The 17,951-nt window shown below is 38.8% G+C and carries 15 protein-coding genes; 2 read left to right on the top strand and 13 right to left on the bottom strand.

What is annotated here, in order from left to right; all coding sequences use genetic code 11:
• Nucleotides 1-111: 111 nt before the first annotated feature.
• Entirely contained in the window at nucleotides 112-1,176 is a 1,065-nt protein-coding gene (locus tag R2S10_RS16875; RefSeq protein ID WP_316841592.1) for an ATP-binding protein, read from the top strand.
• Here R2S10_RS16875 and R2S10_RS16870 read toward each other — a convergent pair.
• The 3 genes from R2S10_RS16870 to R2S10_RS16860 form a co-directional block, all read right to left on the bottom strand.
• Nucleotides 1,163-1,906 (bottom strand): LuxR C-terminal-related transcriptional regulator, encoded by a 744-nt coding sequence (locus R2S10_RS16870; protein ID WP_316841591.1) that lies wholly within the window; start codon nucleotides 1,904-1,906, stop codon nucleotides 1,163-1,165. The two genes, R2S10_RS16875 and R2S10_RS16870, sit on opposite strands and share 14 nt — an antisense overlap.
• A 376-nt stretch (nucleotides 1,907-2,282) precedes the next feature.
• Nucleotides 2,283-2,810: an adenine phosphoribosyltransferase gene (locus tag R2S10_RS16865; protein ID WP_316841590.1), complete on the bottom strand. Its 528-nt coding sequence runs from the start codon at nucleotides 2,808-2,810 to the stop codon at nucleotides 2,283-2,285.
• Nucleotides 2,811-2,813: 3 nt separating this feature from the next.
• Nucleotides 2,814-3,791, bottom strand: coding sequence for a helix-hairpin-helix domain-containing protein (locus tag R2S10_RS16860; RefSeq protein WP_316841589.1), 978 nt, complete (start codon nucleotides 3,789-3,791; stop codon nucleotides 2,814-2,816).
• A gap of 12 nt (nucleotides 3,792-3,803) precedes the next feature.
• Here R2S10_RS16860 and R2S10_RS16855 point away from each other — a divergent pair, with 12 nt between their 5' ends.
• Complete coding sequence (locus R2S10_RS16855; RefSeq protein ID WP_316841588.1) at nucleotides 3,804-5,555, top strand: lysophospholipid acyltransferase family protein; 1,752 nt, start codon at nucleotides 3,804-3,806, stop codon at nucleotides 5,553-5,555.
• A 227-nt stretch (nucleotides 5,556-5,782) separates the two neighbouring features.
• Here the strand turns inward: R2S10_RS16855 and R2S10_RS16850 are convergent, their stop codons facing one another.
• The 10 genes from R2S10_RS16850 to rpsT all read right to left on the bottom strand — a co-directional run bounded on the left by R2S10_RS16850 (nucleotide 5,783) and on the right by rpsT (nucleotide 17,660).
• Entirely contained in the window at nucleotides 5,783-7,174 is a 1,392-nt protein-coding gene (locus R2S10_RS16850; RefSeq protein WP_316841587.1) for a hypothetical protein, read from the bottom strand.
• Nucleotides 7,175-7,273: 99 nt separating this feature from the next.
• Complete coding sequence (locus R2S10_RS16845; protein ID WP_316841586.1) at nucleotides 7,274-10,069, bottom strand: TonB-dependent receptor; 2,796 nt, start codon at nucleotides 10,067-10,069, stop codon at nucleotides 7,274-7,276.
• Between the two features lie 113 nt (nucleotides 10,070-10,182).
• Complete coding sequence (locus R2S10_RS16840; protein WP_316841585.1) at nucleotides 10,183-10,689, bottom strand: DUF962 domain-containing protein; 507 nt, start codon at nucleotides 10,687-10,689, stop codon at nucleotides 10,183-10,185.
• 125 nt (nucleotides 10,690-10,814) lie between these two features.
• Nucleotides 10,815-12,377: a ribonuclease Y gene (rny, locus tag R2S10_RS16835; protein ID WP_316841584.1), complete on the bottom strand. Its 1,563-nt coding sequence runs from the start codon at nucleotides 12,375-12,377 to the stop codon at nucleotides 10,815-10,817.
• A gap of 312 nt (nucleotides 12,378-12,689) precedes the next feature.
• Complete coding sequence (locus tag R2S10_RS16830; RefSeq protein WP_316822349.1) at nucleotides 12,690-12,980, bottom strand: cell division protein ZapA; 291 nt, start codon at nucleotides 12,978-12,980, stop codon at nucleotides 12,690-12,692.
• Nucleotides 12,981-13,012: 32 nt separating this feature from the next.
• Nucleotides 13,013-13,303, bottom strand: coding sequence for a hypothetical protein (locus tag R2S10_RS16825; RefSeq protein ID WP_316841583.1), 291 nt, complete (start codon nucleotides 13,301-13,303; stop codon nucleotides 13,013-13,015).
• A gap of 48 nt (nucleotides 13,304-13,351) precedes the next feature.
• A complete protein-coding gene (pheT, locus tag R2S10_RS16820; RefSeq protein WP_316841582.1) occupies nucleotides 13,352-15,751 on the bottom strand; it encodes a phenylalanine--tRNA ligase subunit beta in 2,400 nt (799 codons plus the stop codon).
• A 57-nt stretch (nucleotides 15,752-15,808) separates the two neighbouring features.
• Complete coding sequence (locus R2S10_RS16815; protein ID WP_316841581.1) at nucleotides 15,809-16,645, bottom strand: endonuclease/exonuclease/phosphatase family protein; 837 nt, start codon at nucleotides 16,643-16,645, stop codon at nucleotides 15,809-15,811.
• Nucleotides 16,646-16,651: 6 nt separating this feature from the next.
• Entirely contained in the window at nucleotides 16,652-17,347 is a 696-nt protein-coding gene (radC, locus tag R2S10_RS16810; RefSeq protein ID WP_316841580.1) for a RadC family protein, read from the bottom strand.
• Nucleotides 17,348-17,405: 58 nt separating this feature from the next.
• Nucleotides 17,406-17,660, bottom strand: a complete 255-nt coding sequence (rpsT, locus tag R2S10_RS16805; protein WP_062550312.1) for a 30S ribosomal protein S20 — start codon at nucleotides 17,658-17,660, stop codon at nucleotides 17,406-17,408.
• Nucleotides 17,661-17,951: the final 291 nt, after the last annotated feature.

The following is a 17,951-nucleotide window of genomic DNA, read 5'->3' as shown; positions in this document are numbered from 1 at the left end:
ATTTAGTTCATTAACCGTACCCCATCATTTTTAAGGAAAGCAATCGTATAGAATACTTGTTTATATTTTTTTTTAATTTAGTTTTGAAAAGACCACAAATTAAACGCGATCATGAGATTTATTACCCGAAAAGACATTTTCCAACAGTTAAAAAATGACCTGATTGGAAAAGATGCCTACCGTGGCGTAACCCTCAGCTACTCCTGGATGGCCAATCAGTTTGGTCATTTTTCCCTTGGTTTTATTCCAACGTTTATATTATATACCTTTCTCATCAGAAAAACCGAAATATCCGGGCCTGAGATCTGGGCTCCCTGCATCATCTGGGGATGTTGGATTCTATTTGAACTATACAACTTCCTAGGGCCTCTTCTATTTAATGTCAACCAAAAAAATCAGGACCTTCAAAACAAAGCCTATATCTTTCACCCCGAATGGGGGAACATCACTTTTGATACCCTTACCGACCTCTGTTTTTTTGGCTTAGGTGCATTTGCCTGCAGCTTACTCTGCGTCTATACCCCCGCTGCAATGCTGGCTTTCCTAATCCTTGCCGTATTGGTGATTTATCCTTCTTATTATTGGTATTCCACAAAAATGCACCTTCAAAATGCAGGATATCCCTTCCAGCTCAGACTTAGCCAATGGAAGTTCAAAATCCAGGAACAGCATAAAATGGTAATTATTGATTTCGTAAAAAACCCGCAAAGCGGAAAACACCTTTTGTTATTTGGCGCTAAAGGCAGTGGCAAAACCTCTCTTTCGGTAGCCATAGCCACAGAACTATCGATTAAAAACAACAGATGCAGTTATGTTACCGCCACAAAATTATTGTCTATGTTTTTTGAAAAAGCAGAGCGGGTAGCCATTTCGCCGGGATCATGGGCTTGGCATGATTCTTCCCTATTGATTATTGATGACATCAATCCAGGCGGACTGATCAAAAAAGACATTCTACGTGCCCCATTATTTTATGAGTTGCTAGACAACCCGGAATATGGTCCTTTCAACAAAGAACACCTAAAGAAAATGAATACCATATGGGTGATGGGCAACGAAGAAAGCACGGAGCAACATGAAGAACGCTGGGAAAATCTATTTAAACAGATTGGCATCGCCGATTCAAATGTACTTCGTGTGAACCTAGACCTACAACATGAAGTTAAGGCAAAATAGAATTGTCGTAGGCAAAGCTGACAAGGTGCGTCAGACTTTTCACATTGAAACGCTTATATAAAGGAATGATCCGCTTTTCTATGGCAGAATGAGAAACCTTAAGGTCATGAGCAATCTCTTTAAAGGAATAACCTTTTGCCACCAGCTCCAAAGCTTCCCGTTCTTTATTTGAAATCGCCAGATAGCTGAATAAAATCTTATTCAACTCCTCTTCAAATTTCTCCTTTTCCGGCCCATAAGCAGCATAACGCATTACCTTTCCAAAAATAAGACTTCTGTTCACTTGAAAACGACCTATAATGGCAGTGATCTTTCCATTTTCGGAACTATACACCCCTACCCTGGCAGATATAGGAACCGCTGTTCCATCCTTATGAATCTTCTTTAATTCTATACTGAAACTGTACTTCTCCAGGTCTTTGCTTTTTTGATGAATAAACTGAAGGGCTTTATCATTGAGCTCATGAGAGAAAGGAGCAAATTCCGGAGCCGACATATTCACAAGGGCCAGCATATTAATTTCACTGTCTTTATAGCCAAGAATCTCTTCCCATCCACCGGCATAAATCATGCGGTTTAATTTAAAAGAGTAAATGTAAATCGCTTCATCCGGGAATATGGGCAAAGTCCGGGCAAAAAAAATGGCCGTTTCACTTTCCAAATCCGCAGGAACATCTGTAATAAATGTTTTAGAATAATCCCCAAAGTTCTCTCTCGACTGCATTTTCATTGGAATATGGTTTCTTTTTATAGAAGAATTACTGGACAACAGGACATAACTGCGTATTTTCTCAGTTGACAATCCTATTATCCAGAAGTAATTTTACGGCAAAATAAATACATAAACAAAAATCTATTCCAAGAATATAGAAAACATATCAATTATCTATATAAACAATACACCATGTATCTAAAAAACATCAACAAATCCTATGTAACCCGATACTCGATTGTCCTGCTAAAGGTAATCGCTATCGTGTTGTTCCTTTTTTGCTTTTACCAAGCCTGTAAAATCACCAGCTAGTATATAACTCCCCCCAATTTATATTTGTGAATGTGCAATCCTAACTAGATTAGGATTGCATTCATACTCTTCTCCGAAAACATTAATACCCCGCAAGGGAATGTACATTCGCCGCATAAGATGTTAAGCGATCTTTTCCATTTAAAAAATCAAGGCTGATAATAAAGGAATAAGCCGCTACAGTTGCGCCCAATTGCATCACCAGTTTAGAGGCTGCAACCACAGTTCCACCGGTAGCTAATAAATCATCATGAATCAATACTCTTTGTCCGGCAAATAAAGCATCCTCATGCACTTCAATTGTTGCTGTTCCATATTCTAAGGCATAAGATTCTTTAATGGTCTTATAAGGTAGTTTTCCAGCCTTACGAATTGGAATAAAAGGTACATTTAACAGTTGTGCCAATCCAGGGCCAAATAAAAAACCTCTACTTTCTATTCCTGCCACCACATCAATCTTTTCATCTGCCAACTGCAGGGCTAAAGATTTAAGGATCTCCTGACATAAGTCCGGATCCTTTAAAATTGGCGTAATGTCTTTAAATACAATTCCAGGTTTAGGGAAATCATGTACGTCTCTAACTGTTTTTTTAATTTTCTCTGTTATCATTTTTTAAAAAATAAGATAAGGCGCCAATTTTTCAATGAGTTCAGGGGTCATAATCACCACCTTATTTAAGTCCGCAATATTACTATAATTTCCGTGTTGTTTTCTATAGGCGATCAAAGCATTGATCTGTTGATACCTTAGATAAGGGTGTCGCTTGAAATCAGCAGCCGTTGCGGTGTTGATATTGATCTTTCTCAATAAAGCAGGCTCTACATAAACCTGGTCTTTGATCTCCATAAACTTTAGACTGTCGAGGCCAAATACCTCCATCAGTTGCTCCTTTTTATAAAAACCACCAATCTTTTCCCGATAGGCAACAATTCTTCTGGCAAAGACCTTACCGATTCCATGAATGCGGTCCAGTTCCAGGGTATCCGCAGTATTGAGTGCCACCATAATAATTTGCCTAGGGGCGATAGCCTGAACCGGGCGATCTGCCTCGACAGAAACCGACTTCTCCGGCAACTGAATTTGAACATAAGGTTCCAGCTGCAGGTACAAGTCTGCAGAAATCGTATACATCTTCTTTAAATCCGATGCCTTACGAAATACACCTCCCTTTCTACGATAGTTTAAAATTGCTGCTGCCTGCTTTTCGGATAAACCCAGCTGTTGCCAGTCTACCTGCCCGATTAAATTCGGATCAAAATAAAATAGGGAAGATTTCTTTTTTCCTGAAACCGGAGGATAAAAGCGTTGATGATCTGGCCTGGACCGCTCAGTTTCAGACGCGCTGGCCAGTGCTAATTTCAGTATGGCCAACTCCTCCTCTGCAGTTGGCTCCTTTAACGGCTGCAAAGCCCGATAAACTACAGGAGCTATCGCAACCAAACCGATCAGTGTAATTAAGACCAATAGTCCATTAAATTCCCTTTTGGAAAATTCAAAGTAGTTATTTAGCCATTTTCTGAACACCTGCACAATGTAGGTACTGTTATTTAAAAATATAAATCTTATTTTTGAAATTGCTTTATTATTCACACAAAAAATTAGATGAAGATCATAACCACTAAAGAATTTGCAGAGGCCACAAAAATAGATAAGCTGGGCGTGCCTGGCCTGGCAGCTTTGCTAATGGAGATGATGAAATTGAATGACATCAACAAGGTTTTTTCCCAGAACAAACATTATAATGGGTTAGAATTTGTTGACAAAATATTAGAAACCATTGGCGTCACGATTGATTTTGATGAAGACGACCTGAAAAGCATTCCTAAAACCGGAGGTTTTATTGCAATCGCCAATCATCCTTATGGTGGTATCGAAGGTTTAGCACTCGTAAAATTACTATGTACAGTTAGACCTGAAGCGAAGGTAATGGTGAATTTTATTCTTAAAAAAATCCCTAACCTAAGTGAGTTCTTTGTTGCCGTAAATCCATTCGAGAACGTACAACATACCTCTAGTATCAGTGGTCTGAAAGCAACCTTCGATTTACTGCAGAGCGGAACACCAATAGGGATCTTCCCTGCCGGAGAGGTTTCTACCTTTAGCCTGGACAAGCAGGAAATTACCGATCGCCTATGGCATCCGGTAGTAGGTAAACTAATTGCCCGTGCAAAAGTTCCTGTAGTACCAATCTATTTCCATGGCAACAATGGTGTTCTTTTTAACATTCTAAGTTTCATCCACCCTACTTTAAGAACTGCCAAACTTCCTTCAGAATTCCTGAATAAACAAGGCCTTAAAATAAAGGTAAGAATAGGAAAGCCGATTAATATCCAGGACATCTCTTACCGAAACAATACCAACAAGCTGCTTGATTTCTTACGTGCACGCACCTATGCTTTAGGAACAGGTTTAGATCAAGAGAAAAAACTATTCAATCCGATCAATCTTTTCAAAATTAAAAAGAAACCGGAACCTGTAATTGAAGAAACCGAGCGTTCATTAATTGTTGCTGAGATAGAAGAACTGGAAACCTTCCGGGTATGGCAGGAGAAAAACTATGAAGTTTATATCACACCAACCTCTAGTATCCCCAATATCCTGAAAGAAATCGGCCGCTTACGCGAGATTACCTTCAGAGAAGTTGGCGAAGGAACCAACAAAAAGATCGACCTGGACAACTACGATATCTATTATCACCACTTGTTTATCTGGGATAAGGAAAAAGAAAATATTGTAGGTGCTTACCGCATTGGTAAAGGTGATGAGATTTTGGATACCATGGGCAGAAGAGGATTTTACCTTTCTGAGCTTTTCAAAATCAAAGAGCCATTTTATCCAATCCTAAGAAAAGGAATAGAACTTGGTCGTTCATGGATCCGTAAGGAATACCAGTTAAAGCCATTACCATTATTCTTATTGTGGAAAGGAATTTTAAAATACCTATTAGACAATCCGCAATACCGTTATATGTTTGGCCCGGTAAGTATCAGTAATAACTTCTCTAAGTTCTCCAAATCACTGATTGTGGATTACATTACGAAGAACCATTTTGATTACGAACTGGCAGCTCTCGTAAAGCCTAAAAACAAATTTAAAGCGGACTTATCTGCCATTGATAAAAATCTATTGGTAGAAAGCAGTGATTCTTTAAAAGACCTGGATAGTTTGATTTCAGATATTGAGAATACCCACATTAAGATTCCGGTATTGTTAAGACAATACATGAACCTGAATGCGAAGATCATCTGTTTCAATATTGATCCTAAATTCTCCGACTGCCTCGATGGATTCCTTCTGGTAGATATGCAGAACATTCCTGCAGAAATGCTGGAGAAGGTTGGCAAAAACTTCTAAAAACACGAAGAACGCTTCTAAAAGCAAAATCCTCAACATAAGCTGTTGGGGATTTTTTGTTTTTATGATTTAGGTTTACTCTTTTCTTAATTTACGGATTTGTTCTAGAGCTAGTACATCCAATTGAGAGATATAATTCTACTACACGCCAAGAACAAATGGGATTAAACAAAAAACCGCCTTACAAATTTGTAAGGCGGTTTTTGTTATGATTAGAAATATACTTCTTAGAATGTTGCACCAGTAGCAGCTGCTGATCCTGCTTTTAAAACAAGACTTGGGGCAGTCAGACTAAATGGATTTGCTAATAATGCTCCAGCAGCAGTTGCATCAATAATTGAATTACCTTTTGAGGTAAGGTAAGTTCTAAACTCAGCAGCACTTGCAAACGATGCAGCACCTGTAGTAAGGCCTCCTGCAACCACCTCTCTGTCGGGAGTATAAGATTGATAGATATTGTTCTTAATTAATGAAGTACCATCCTTTAAAGCATTGCTTGACTCTACATTTCGAAGATCAATACCATATTTCCATCCGATAAAAATAGAGTTAGCCAAAATCATTTTTGAACCTTTTCTCCAAAGGTTAGCATATTCAAATTTACCATCTACATTTTCGTTTCCAGGACCAACAATAGTCATGTTTGAAATCACCGGACGTGTTCTTGGACCTACCGTGAAATCATTAGCAGAATTATCAGATTCAATACCATTTGATTGTCCTGCCTGATCCGCTAATTTTGGATCTCTCGTTGCAGCTAAATATTGTAGTTTACCTGAAAATCCACTATCAAAATCAAAAACATCATCCACATTTGCAATGGATAGTAAGTGTTTTGCATTTACAGTACCACCGAACCATTCGAATGAATCATCACCAGAATAAGATACCTGAACGTAATCAATCGTGGTACCTGAACCAACAGATCCTAATGTCAAACCGTTAATTTCATTGTCTTTTACAAATGCAATACCTGGGAACTCTATACGAACAAATTTAAGTGTTCCTGAATTATCAAGAGGATCTGTTCCACCGTGATTTGCTTCTGGTGTTGAAATACCACCTTCAATCACACCTAGACCAGCAGGATAGTTATTTGTTGATTTACCCAAAAGGATAACACCACCCCAATCACCTGGATTTCTCAGACCTGGAGCAAAGTTAGAGGTAAATACGATTGGCTTATCAATAGTACCCTGAGCAATTAATTTTGCACCACGGGTTACCACTAAAGTACCTTTAGAAACTTTATCCCCTCTAATTACCGTACCAGCTGGGATCGTTAAGGTAACCCCTTCTTTAACGTAAACAAAACCAGATAATAAATAAACTTTATTAGCGTCTAAAGTAGTGTTAGTAGAAATAGTTCCGGTTAATACATCTGTAGTCGCACCATATACTGTAGCATTAGGTGTATAATTAGCCCAGGTTGCAGTCCAGTCTGTAGTACCGAATGCACCTTTATAACTCACTTTATCAAAGAATGCATCTGCTAATGATTCATTAGAATCAGGTACAGTTGGTAGTTCAGCAGGATTCGAGCTTTTCTTACAACCAGAAATCGCTGTAGCACCTGCAACTAAAATAGCTAGTAAACTTAAATTTAACTTGTTTTTCATTTTCTTTGTCTTATTTACTCAAAGATATACTGACCATATTAACCCATTATTAAGGATGAATTAAGAATGATCAGTATATATATTAATTAATTGTAAAGCCTATTTGATTTTGTAAGAGAAGCCAATAGAGATATTAGAGCCAAAACGATCCTGCATATTGATGTGATCTGTTTTAGGATCAAAAGCTGCATTTGGGTCTGAGTTCTTTGGTTTTTGATAATAGATTGCTTTGTTATTCAGAATATCACCGAAATTCAGTTTCAGCTCTGCTCTTGACTTAGCAAACTTCTGAGAAACCTGTAAGTCTAATATATTTCTTGGGTTTTCGTAAACATCCGGGTCGCGTACGTTTCCTACAGCCCAGATCCTTTTTCCAATTCTGTTATATAATAAACTCACTCCTGTTGAATTTTCTGCTTTAGAACTGTATTGCAGACCAGCATTGATCAGGTAAGGAGATTGTCCTTGCATTGGTCTTTTTCCACTTGCATTTACAGTAGTAGGTACAGCTACCTCAGACTTAATATAAGAAGCATTGGCGCTAAAGGTAAAATTACTGAATTGCTCTCCAACGAAACCTAGTGTCTTTCTGTATTCCGCTTCAATACCATATAGTGTTGCTGATTCTGCATTAAAATAACCGAATAACCTTCCTGAAGCTGAAGCATCTAATTGTTGTTCTATCGGAGTTTCAAAGTACTTATAGAAAGCGGACACCGTGAATGCCTCACCAGAAGCTGGATACAAAGCATAACCCAGGTCTAGATTCGTCGTCTTCGATTGCTTTAATTTAGGGTTACCTGTTACATTCACATTCTTGTTGAAATCATAGAATGAAAAAGGAGCAATTTCTCTGAACTCAGGTCTTCCTACAGTTTGAGAACCCGATAAACGGATACTTGCTTTATCAGTCAGGTTATAAATCAAGTTCGCAGAAGGAAGAAGGTTAGTATAGGTAGTATCTACTTTTAAAGGCCTAGATGAGTTATCCATACTATTCAATTGTTGATTATAGCTTTCTAACCTCGCACCAATTCCCAATCGTAGTTTTTCAGTAAGGTATCCGTCAAACATTACATATCCTGCATTCAGCAAAGAGTTAGCATCGTATTTATCCGTACCATTTGTAATCTCATCAATGATGAACCCGTTCGGACCAATGTTCTGTGGAGCAAAAATCTGATCCTGAGGTTGGGTTAAGATCGAACTATTAAAGTCAGCACCATTTCTGATAAAACCAATGTTTCTTGCTGCAAAATCTCTTTTTCTATATTGTCCGAAATATCCAAATTTCAACTTGTTAGTGTCTTTGAACCATTTCACAGGTACAGTCACATCAAATGAACCACCATAATTGTTTTCATTCAATGCAGAAGAAAAATTACCGCCTAAACCTGCTGCAGCACTACCTGTTGGTACACTTGCACGGAAGATTCCATCACCACCATCATTGTATTCCATCCTTTTGTAGCCAGGCTCTTTTCTATCAATATTTGCAAAGTTCAATCCCCAATCCAATTTGATCTTACTTGTTGCAGATAAAATATGATTACCTGTCAGCTGACTTGTATACAGAGACCGTTGCAATAAATAATCACCAGTTCTCAGGAAGTCGTTTCCGCTTTCATCTTTACCAGTTCTTTGGATAAATTGACTTTCAAGAACTCTGTTATAAAGGTTTTTAAAGGCAATTTTATTGGTACCCCATGAGTATGCAAAATTAGCTAGTCCACCTATAGTAGTGTTGTAGTTGTAAGAGTTGTCATGAAACTTATCTCCGATGCTCTGTCCGGTGTAAGCAATCTGATCACTTTCTTTCAAACGCTCATCATACCTGTATGACAATGACAATACCGTTCCAAATTTACTTCCATCTTTGAAAACTTTACTGGTACCATAGTTCCCTTGAAAAATTGGTCCTAGTGTCGATTTTACATTATGATATCCCCAGTTGTTCGCAAAACTTTTTGAAAGGGCGAAACGTTCAGCCTCAGGTTTTGAAAGGTAATCAGTTCTCGAAGGGAAATTTGAAGGAATTTCTCTCTTCTTACTGTATAAGCCGAACACCTCTTTACCGCTTTTTTCCGGAGAAAGGAAATCTTTAAAAGTAGATTGGGTATTATAGGATGTTCCTAATGAAAAGTTAAGAAATGGATTATCAGGAAAATCTTTAGTAGTGATCTGAACCACCCCACCTGAAAAATCTCCTGGAATATCAGCCGAAGCTGTTTTATTTACCACAATCGCATCAATCAGATTCGAAGGTAAAATATCAAATGAAAATGCTTTTTTATCAACTTCAGTATTTGGCAATACTGCATTGTTTAGCATTGCCGAATTGTATCGGTCAGATAGTCCGCGGACAATAATATATTTATTATCCTGAATACTCGCACCACTGATTCTTTTTAGTACCTCAGAGGTATTCTTATCAGGACTTTTACGAATCAATTCTGCAGAGATACCACTGGAAATACTAATGCTGGCCTTTTGATTGGCATACAATGTATTTACAGACTCTTTGCTTACGTTAGCAGAAATCACTACTTCATTTAAGTTATTAGAAGAGGACTCGTCCAATACAAAATCTACACTGGTAGCATTGCTTCCTTTAACTTCAATATCAGTAATTCTTTTTGTAGTATATCCAATGTAAGAAGCCTCTACAATATATTTACCAGCAGCAAGACCGCTAATGATATATCTTCCTTCCACATCAGTTGATGACCCTTTAGTCGTACCTGCAATTTTAACAGTCACACCAATCAGTGTTTCTCCTGTTTTTTTATCAGATACTTTACCAGAAATTTTGCCGGTTTGAGCAAACACTGTGCTGCCAATAATTACGAATAAAACAGTAATTAATGCCTTTTTGAGATTTAGTTGTGATTTCAATTTTCCCTGTTATTTATTTCAGGCAAATCTATTACCACAATGTTAGGCCTATATTAGCTGGTAATTACCATTTCTTTATCACAGTGTTAATTCCATGTTAAATGGGGTTTGGCTCAATATTTTAACCCGATTTTTTTGCATATAAAGTGCAATAACCAAATAGGGCCGATTAACAAAAACTTAACATCTTCTAAAAATGAAGGTTTCTTTCCTTCGATCTTATGGCCGATAAATTGGCCAATCCATGCGCCTACAAAGATCACTGCACAAACCAACCAAACTGCCGGTCCGCCTGCCAGTTCCCACTTCTCCAGCATCACGATAAAGAAGGACATCAGACAGATCAATAGCAGCATCAGGTAAGACATGATTGGGGAAAGCTTATAATAGTAATACACTGAAAAAGCAATCAGAAAAGAAGCCCAGTTCACAAATCCATTGTACTTACCCAGGAATTCCAGGTGCGGAAAAGGAATCGCCCATACCAAACCTAACAGGCTAAAAACAATCAATGGTACACATATCCAATGGATCATCTCATTGGTATGATTCTGATGGCTTTCTGCATATTTATCAAAAAGAACATCCACTTTGCTTTTCTCTACTGCTTTCGTCTTCATGTGATTCTTCATCTTTTGTAGCGATCCGATATTGGATTTTGTTAAAAATAAAGAAAGCGATGGATAATTCCATCGCTTTCGATTTAAATATTCGTGTGCTTAATTGCTTAAGCCTTAATTGTCAATTATTTCGCAAAAGAAACAGATCTGGTTTCCCTGATTACTGTGACTTTAATCTGACCTGGGTAAGTCATTTCTGTTTGAATGCGGTTAGAGATATCGGCTGCTAACAATTCTGCCTGCTGATCCGTTACTCTTTCACTTTCTACTACTACCCTAAGTTCTCTACCTGCCTGAATGGCGAAAGTTTTCTCTACACCAGGGTAAGAAAGCGCTAGTTCTTCCAGTTCTTTCAAACGCTTGATATAGCTTTCTACTACTTCACGACGGGCACCTGGACGCGCACCAGAGATGGCATCACAAGCCTGAACGATTGGTGAAATCATAGAAGTCATCTCGATCTCGTCATGGTGAGCACCAATAGCATTACAAATTTCAGGATGTTCCTTATACTTCTCTGCTAACTGCATTCCAAGGATTGCGTGAGGCAATTCCGGGTTGTCATCAGGTACTTTACCTATATCGTGTAATAATCCCGCACGTTTCGCCATTTTAGCATTTAAGCCTAACTCAGCAGCCATCGTTGCACAGAAATTAGCCACCTCACGAGAGTGATGTAACAAGTTCTGTCCGTAAGATGAACGGTAACGCATACGGCCAACCATTCTGATCAGTTCCGGGTGTAAACCATGAATCTGTAAATCGATCACGGTACGCTCACCGATCTCTACGATCTCATCTTCAATTTGTTTCTTTGTTTTAGCCACAACCTCTTCGATACGTGCAGGGTGAATCCTGCCATCCGTTACCAGGCGGTGTAATGCCAAACGGGCAATCTCTCTTCTTACCGGGTCAAAACCTGATAAAATGATCGCTTCCGGAGTATCATCCACGATGATTTCAATTCCTGTAGCAGCTTCTAAAGCACGAATGTTACGTCCTTCTCTACCAATTACACGACCTTTAATCTCATCACTTTCGATATGGAAGATAGAAACTGTGTTTTCAATCGCTGCTTCTACTGCAGTACGTTGAATCGTTTGAATCACCACTTTTTTCGCTTCTTTCGTTGCGGTTAGCTTGGCTTCATCAACAATATCCTTCACCTGAATCATCGCCTGTGTACGGGCTTCCTGCTTCATGTTTTCTACCAACTGGTTTTTCGCTTCTTCAGCACTAAGACCGGCAATGGTTTCCAACTGTTTCACATGCTGATTTTTCAACAAGTCTACTTCTTCCTGCTTTTTAACGGCTACTTCCGTTTGCTTCTCCAGGTTCTTTTTAGTGTTGTCCAGATCCTGTTCCTTACGGTTCATGTTTTCCAAACGCTGATTCACAGATTGTTCTTTCTGCTTCATTGCGTTTTCACGCTGATTGATCTGGTTGTTTTTTGTATTTACTTCCTGCTCATGCTCAGACTTCAACTGTAAAAACTTCTCTTTTGCTTCCAGTAACTTGTCCTTCCTTAGAATTTCAGCCTTACTTTCTGCATCTTTAAGCATCTTTTTTACCTTGGTCTGTGCTGCAATCTCCTGGTTCTTAAGCAAGCTACGCAGCAGGTACCTGCCTACTAAAACGCCAACAACTAAGCCGGCCAGTACATATCCAATTATTCCTACTATTTCCATTTTAATTCATCTGTATTTATATATTTCCCTTGCCAGTTGGGCAGAACAACTCTTGGTGTTCTTTTCCCATTGTGACAACGTAAATTTTTACTTTAAAAAAAACCGCAACTAAATCTTTAAAAGTCCCACGTATTAAAAACCTCAACGAGTTATAATTAGAATTTAGGTCATTTTCAGGTACATAAAATGCAAATGAAATACACCCTCTTAATTCTATAAATATTGAAGTGTTAAGTTTTTAAAATTGTGAAACTCAAAAATCTAGCTGCGGCTATATCGTTGTGCTAATCTTAACTCATATAAAGAACGATCCTATTTGGAGAAAAAATCATTTAATAAACTATCCAATTCCTCTACCTTTTCGGCTACAGCAGAATCCTGATCCTGAACTTTGTTCTCTACCCTCAGTACTGCCGTTGCATAATGCAGCACTGCCATAGAAAGCAAATCCTGTTTATCCCTAACCGCATAATTTTCCTGATAGTCTTTTATGCGCTCATTGATAATCTTTGCTGCCCGCCTCACAATTTCTTCCTCTTCAGTATTTACCTTTAAAGGGTAGATACGGTCGGAAATAGTTATTTTTATAGAGATTTCTCCCATTTCTTAGCTTTGTTTCACTTTTATTGTTCTCCTTACTTCTTCAGTAAGACCACGCACTTATCTATTTCACGCACAAAATCGTTAATTTTTTGCTTTATATCAAGTGCCTTTTCACTTGTACCCTCAATACTCTTCGCTAATTTCAATACCCGGAGCTTTTCTTCCAGGTCTGCGCTCTTAATTTTAGAGTGATCCAGTGCTACTTTTACAGATTGGTTTTCTTGCTTTAATAAATCGTTTTCTTCCTGTAAGGCATTACAGAGCTCTATTACCTGAGCTGTTTTCTGCAATACGGAGTTTAATTGATCTGCAACCGAAGACATGTTATTAAAGTTTTTGTACTAATCTAAAAAATATTTAAAAGCAATAAATTATTTTCTTATTTCCGCTTTTGCTGTTTGCGCTAAGTTAGAAATAATCTTTTGCATCACCGCATCAATTTGCTTGTCGGTTAAGGTCTGCTCCTCGTCTTGCAACGTGAAGTTTAAGGCATAAGATTTCTTTCCTTCCGGCAAGCGATCTCCAACATAAACGTCGAATACCTGTACGCTCTTAATCAGCCTCTTCTCTGTTTTAAAAGCAATAGTTTTCAATTGATCGAAGGTCACATCCAGGTCTACCAACATCGATAAATCTCTCCTTACAGCAGGATATTTCGACACTTCCTTGTTCACAATTTTATTCTTTTTAATGATGTCCAACATCAATGCCCAGTCGAAATCTGCGTAAAACACGTCTTTCTCCACATCGGCAGTTTTTAAGTCCGCTTTAGTCACCGCACCAAAAGTAACGATCGCTTTGTCGCCTCTGAAATACTTCAAACCATAGGCGAAGTTTTCATCATTAACCTCTTCCGACTGGTAATTAGTAATTCCCAGACGTCCGATTACCGCATCCACAGCTGCTTTCAAATTGTAGAAAGTTACTGGTGATGCTTTATGGTTCCATTGCTCCGATTGGTTAGCACCAGACAATACGATCAACAAACGCGGACGTTCTACGTATTTTTCATTGATCAGGTGATAAGTTTTACCGAATTCATAGAATTTAATGTCTGCGGTTTTCCTGTTCAGGTTATAGGCAACGCTTTCTAATGCCGGCATCAATAAACCCTGACGCATCACGTTCAAATCTGAACTCAATGGATTCAGGATCTGCACCGATTCTTCCGGTGTTTTTGAATAAGCACCTTTAGTAAGCGAGTTACACCAGATTTCTAAATATCCATTTGCAGTTAACATATCTGCAACCACATGTTGTGTTTGTTCTTTATCTGGCTTAGTACTGTAAGATAAAGAAGCATTCACTTTATTTGGGATCTCAATATTATTGTAACCGTATATTCTCAATACTTCTTCCGTAACATCACATTCGCGCGTTACATCTACTTTATAGCTAGGTACTTTTAACGATAATCCTTCAGTAGTTTCTGCCACTACTTCCATACTCAATGAAGTAATGATCGATTTAATCTCCGAATGAGGAATCTCTACACCAATCAATTTATTGATATTGTTGTAGTTTACTTCCACATCAAAAGCTGCTACAGGAGCCGGATAGATGTCAGAAACAGCAGAAGAAATTTCTCCACCAGCCAATTCCTGAATTAATAAAGCCGCACGCTTCAAAGCGAATACAGTCATATCCGGATCGGTACCACGCTCAAATCTGAAAGAAGCATCCGTCTTTAAATTATGTCTTTTAGAAGTCTTACGCACCGATTTAGCATCGAAATAAGCACTTTCTAAAAAGATATTCGTTGTGGTTTCATTAACCCCTGAGTTTTTACCACCAAATACACCAGCGATACACATTGGGGCATCTGCATTACAGATCACCAAGTCATCTGCAGAAAGCTTACGCTCTACGCCATCAAGTGTTACAAAAGGCGTACCTTCTGCACATTTCTTCACGATAACTTTCCCACCAGTCAATTGATCAGCGTCGAAAGCATGTAAAGGTTGTCCCAATTCATGCAATACATAATTGGTAATGTCAACGATATTATTGATCGGGCGAATGCCGATAATTTTCAATTTGTCCTGCAACCAGTCTGGAGAAGTTTTCACCGTTACTCCAGAGATGGAAACACTGCTATATCTTGGGCAGGCTTCAGTATCTTCAACAGTTACCGGGATTGTCAGACTTTCATTTGCTGTTTTAAAGGCAGCAACATCAGGCATAGTTAATGGCGTACGTAAAAAAGCCGCTAAATCTCTTGCTACTCCTAAATGGGAAGCTGCATCAGCCCTGTTAGGCGTCAATCCGATTTCATACAAATAGTCATCTTCCAGGTTAAAATAAGCTTTAGCGGTAACACCTACTACAGTATCTTCTGGAAGTACCATAATACCTGCATGAGAACCACCCAATCCGATTTCATCTTCTGCACAGATCATTCCTTCAGAAACTTCGCCTCTGATCTTCGATTTGTTGATCTTGAAAGGTTCGCCATCATTAGGATAAACGGTAGTACCTACTGTAGCGACTACCACTTTCTGGCCTTCGGCAACATTTGGCGCACCGCAAACCACCTGGATATTTGTTCCCGTACCTACATCTACTGTAGTTACGCGTAAACGATCAGCATTAGGATGTTGCACACAACTGATGACATGTCCAATTACCAATCCTTCTAAACCACCTGCAATCGGTTGTACGGTTTCCAGACTCTCTACTTCCAGCCCAATATTGGTCAGGATCAGTGAAAGTTCTTCAGGAGTTTTATCAGTTGTCAGGAATTGTGTAAGCCACTTGTATGATATCTTCATGTTATATGTTCGGTATAAAATGCAAAGATATAAAATAATGCCGTCGGTGTAAACCTCTTAGAAAGATAAACGGGCAATAATTGGTAAGTGGTCTGATGGATACCTTAAATTTTTACTATCTGATAACACACCGAACTTTAGCACCTTAAAAGCTTTGTTCACAAAGATGTAATCAATCTTATCCTTTAAAGGGCTGTCGAACTTAAAGTTATTGAATGTTCCCACCGGACCATAAGCAGGCTCAAGGGTCGCAGTTTTTGCATCTATTAGAAAGGAATTAATCGTTGCAATGGCTTCCGTATCAGGAGTTACATTTAAATCTCCAGTCAATACCACTGGTAAAGTTGGTGCAATTTCCTGGATTTTTTTCTTGATCAACTTTGCAGATTCAATGCGTGCCTGCACACCAATATGGTCGTAATGGGTGTTGAACACCAGAAATTCCTTTTTATTAAGGCGATCATATAACCTTACCCAGGAGCAAATCCTGTTCAAGGCCGCATCCCAACCTTTAGAAGGCTGCTCAGGTGTTTCCGACAACCAGAAGGTTCCCCCATCTTTTCTCGTAAACCTGGATTTATCGTAATAGATGGCAGAAAATTCTCCCGCACGTTTTCCGTCTTCACGGCCTACACCTTCCATCGCATAATTCGTATTCTCCAACAGTTGATCTACCTGCAAAGGCAAAGCTTCCTGCACACATAAAATATCGGCATCATGAAAGCGCACTAAGGCTTTCACTTCATCTTTTCGGTTTGGCCAGGCATTTACGCCATCAGAAGCTACATTTAACCGGATGTTATAAGACATCACATTGAACGATTTTCCCTGTTGCGCGCTGGCCGTTGCTACCAATAGCAGGCAGGCAATGCTGAGTTGGATGATTTTCTTCATGGCTGGCTAAATTAAGCCATCATCATTGAAACTAAAGAAAGATTTGTTTGTAATAATTAAGTGATCGAGAATGTAGAGGTCGAGTAATTTTCCTGCCGCTACCAATTTCGCGGTCAACTTCAGATCTTCCTGACTAGGCTTCAGATTTCCCGATGGGTGGTTATGTGCCAGCACCACATAGGCAGAATTGTGTTCCAGTGCAATTTTAAAGATGACTTTGGGGTCGGCTATTGTTCCGGTTAAACCACCTTTACTCACCTGCTGTTTGGACAGCACCTCATTCGCTCTATTGAGCAATAGAATCCAGAATTCTTCATGGGGTAAATCGGTCATTACCGAAGAAAGCTCCCGATAGCAATCATGTGAACTGCTAATTTTTGGCAACACTGCAGTACCAGGTTTACGCCTTCGGCCGAGTTCCAATGCCGAGATGATCGAGATAGCCCTTGCCTCTCCAATGCCACGGAACTTGCATAAGTCAGGAACGCTCAACCTTCCTAAAGCATCGAGGTCCTGATTACAGGAAGCCAGGATCCGCTTACTCAGGTCAACTGCTGATTCGTCCGCATTGCCGGAACCGATCAAAATCGCCACCAGCTCTGCATCGGTCAAGTGCCTCCGTCCATGAAGCATCAGCTTCTCCCGGGGCCGATCTGCCTCTGCCCATTGCTTAATTCCTATCTTCTGTTCATAAATAGCCATAAACAAAAAAACGGGATATGCTTTACGCAGTCCCGTCTATAATATTGTAAAGCTATGCTTATTTTAAGCCATTAACAAATTTAGTCAATTTAGATTTGTTGTTAGCTGCTTTATTCTTGTGAATAACATTTTTCTTAGCCAAACGATCTAACATAGAGATTACTTTCGGTAATAACTCTTTTCCTGTTTTTTGATCTTCAGCAGCACGTAACCTTTTGATAAAGGTACGAGTAGTTTTTGCCTGATATCTGTTACGTAAACGTTTAGTTGCGTTTGCTCTAATTCTTTTTAACGAAGATTTATGATTTGCCATTTTTCAATATTATAATATTCCTTTTAAAGCTTTCAAGAATATTGGGCACAAACCCAACCGCTACCAGCCTTTTGTTTTTCCTTTTTTTCGGACTGCAAATATAGAATTAATGTTTTTAATATGCAAAATGAACTCGTAAATATTTTCAATAAATCTTAATTATTGATTTATAATACTTTAGAAAGGTCACATGATTTAAAAATTTCAATCCTGATCAAGCATCCGCTAATGAGAATACGCCATACCATAAGGTAGTTTTGCATTCTGCGACAAAGGTAGCAGAAAAATCGA

It is taken from the genome of Pedobacter gandavensis (assembly GCF_032678745.1).
In the GTDB taxonomy this organism is placed as follows: Bacteria; Bacteroidota; Bacteroidia; order Sphingobacteriales; family Sphingobacteriaceae; genus Pedobacter; species Pedobacter gandavensis_C.
This window is presented reverse-complemented; position numbering and strand designations above follow the sequence as displayed.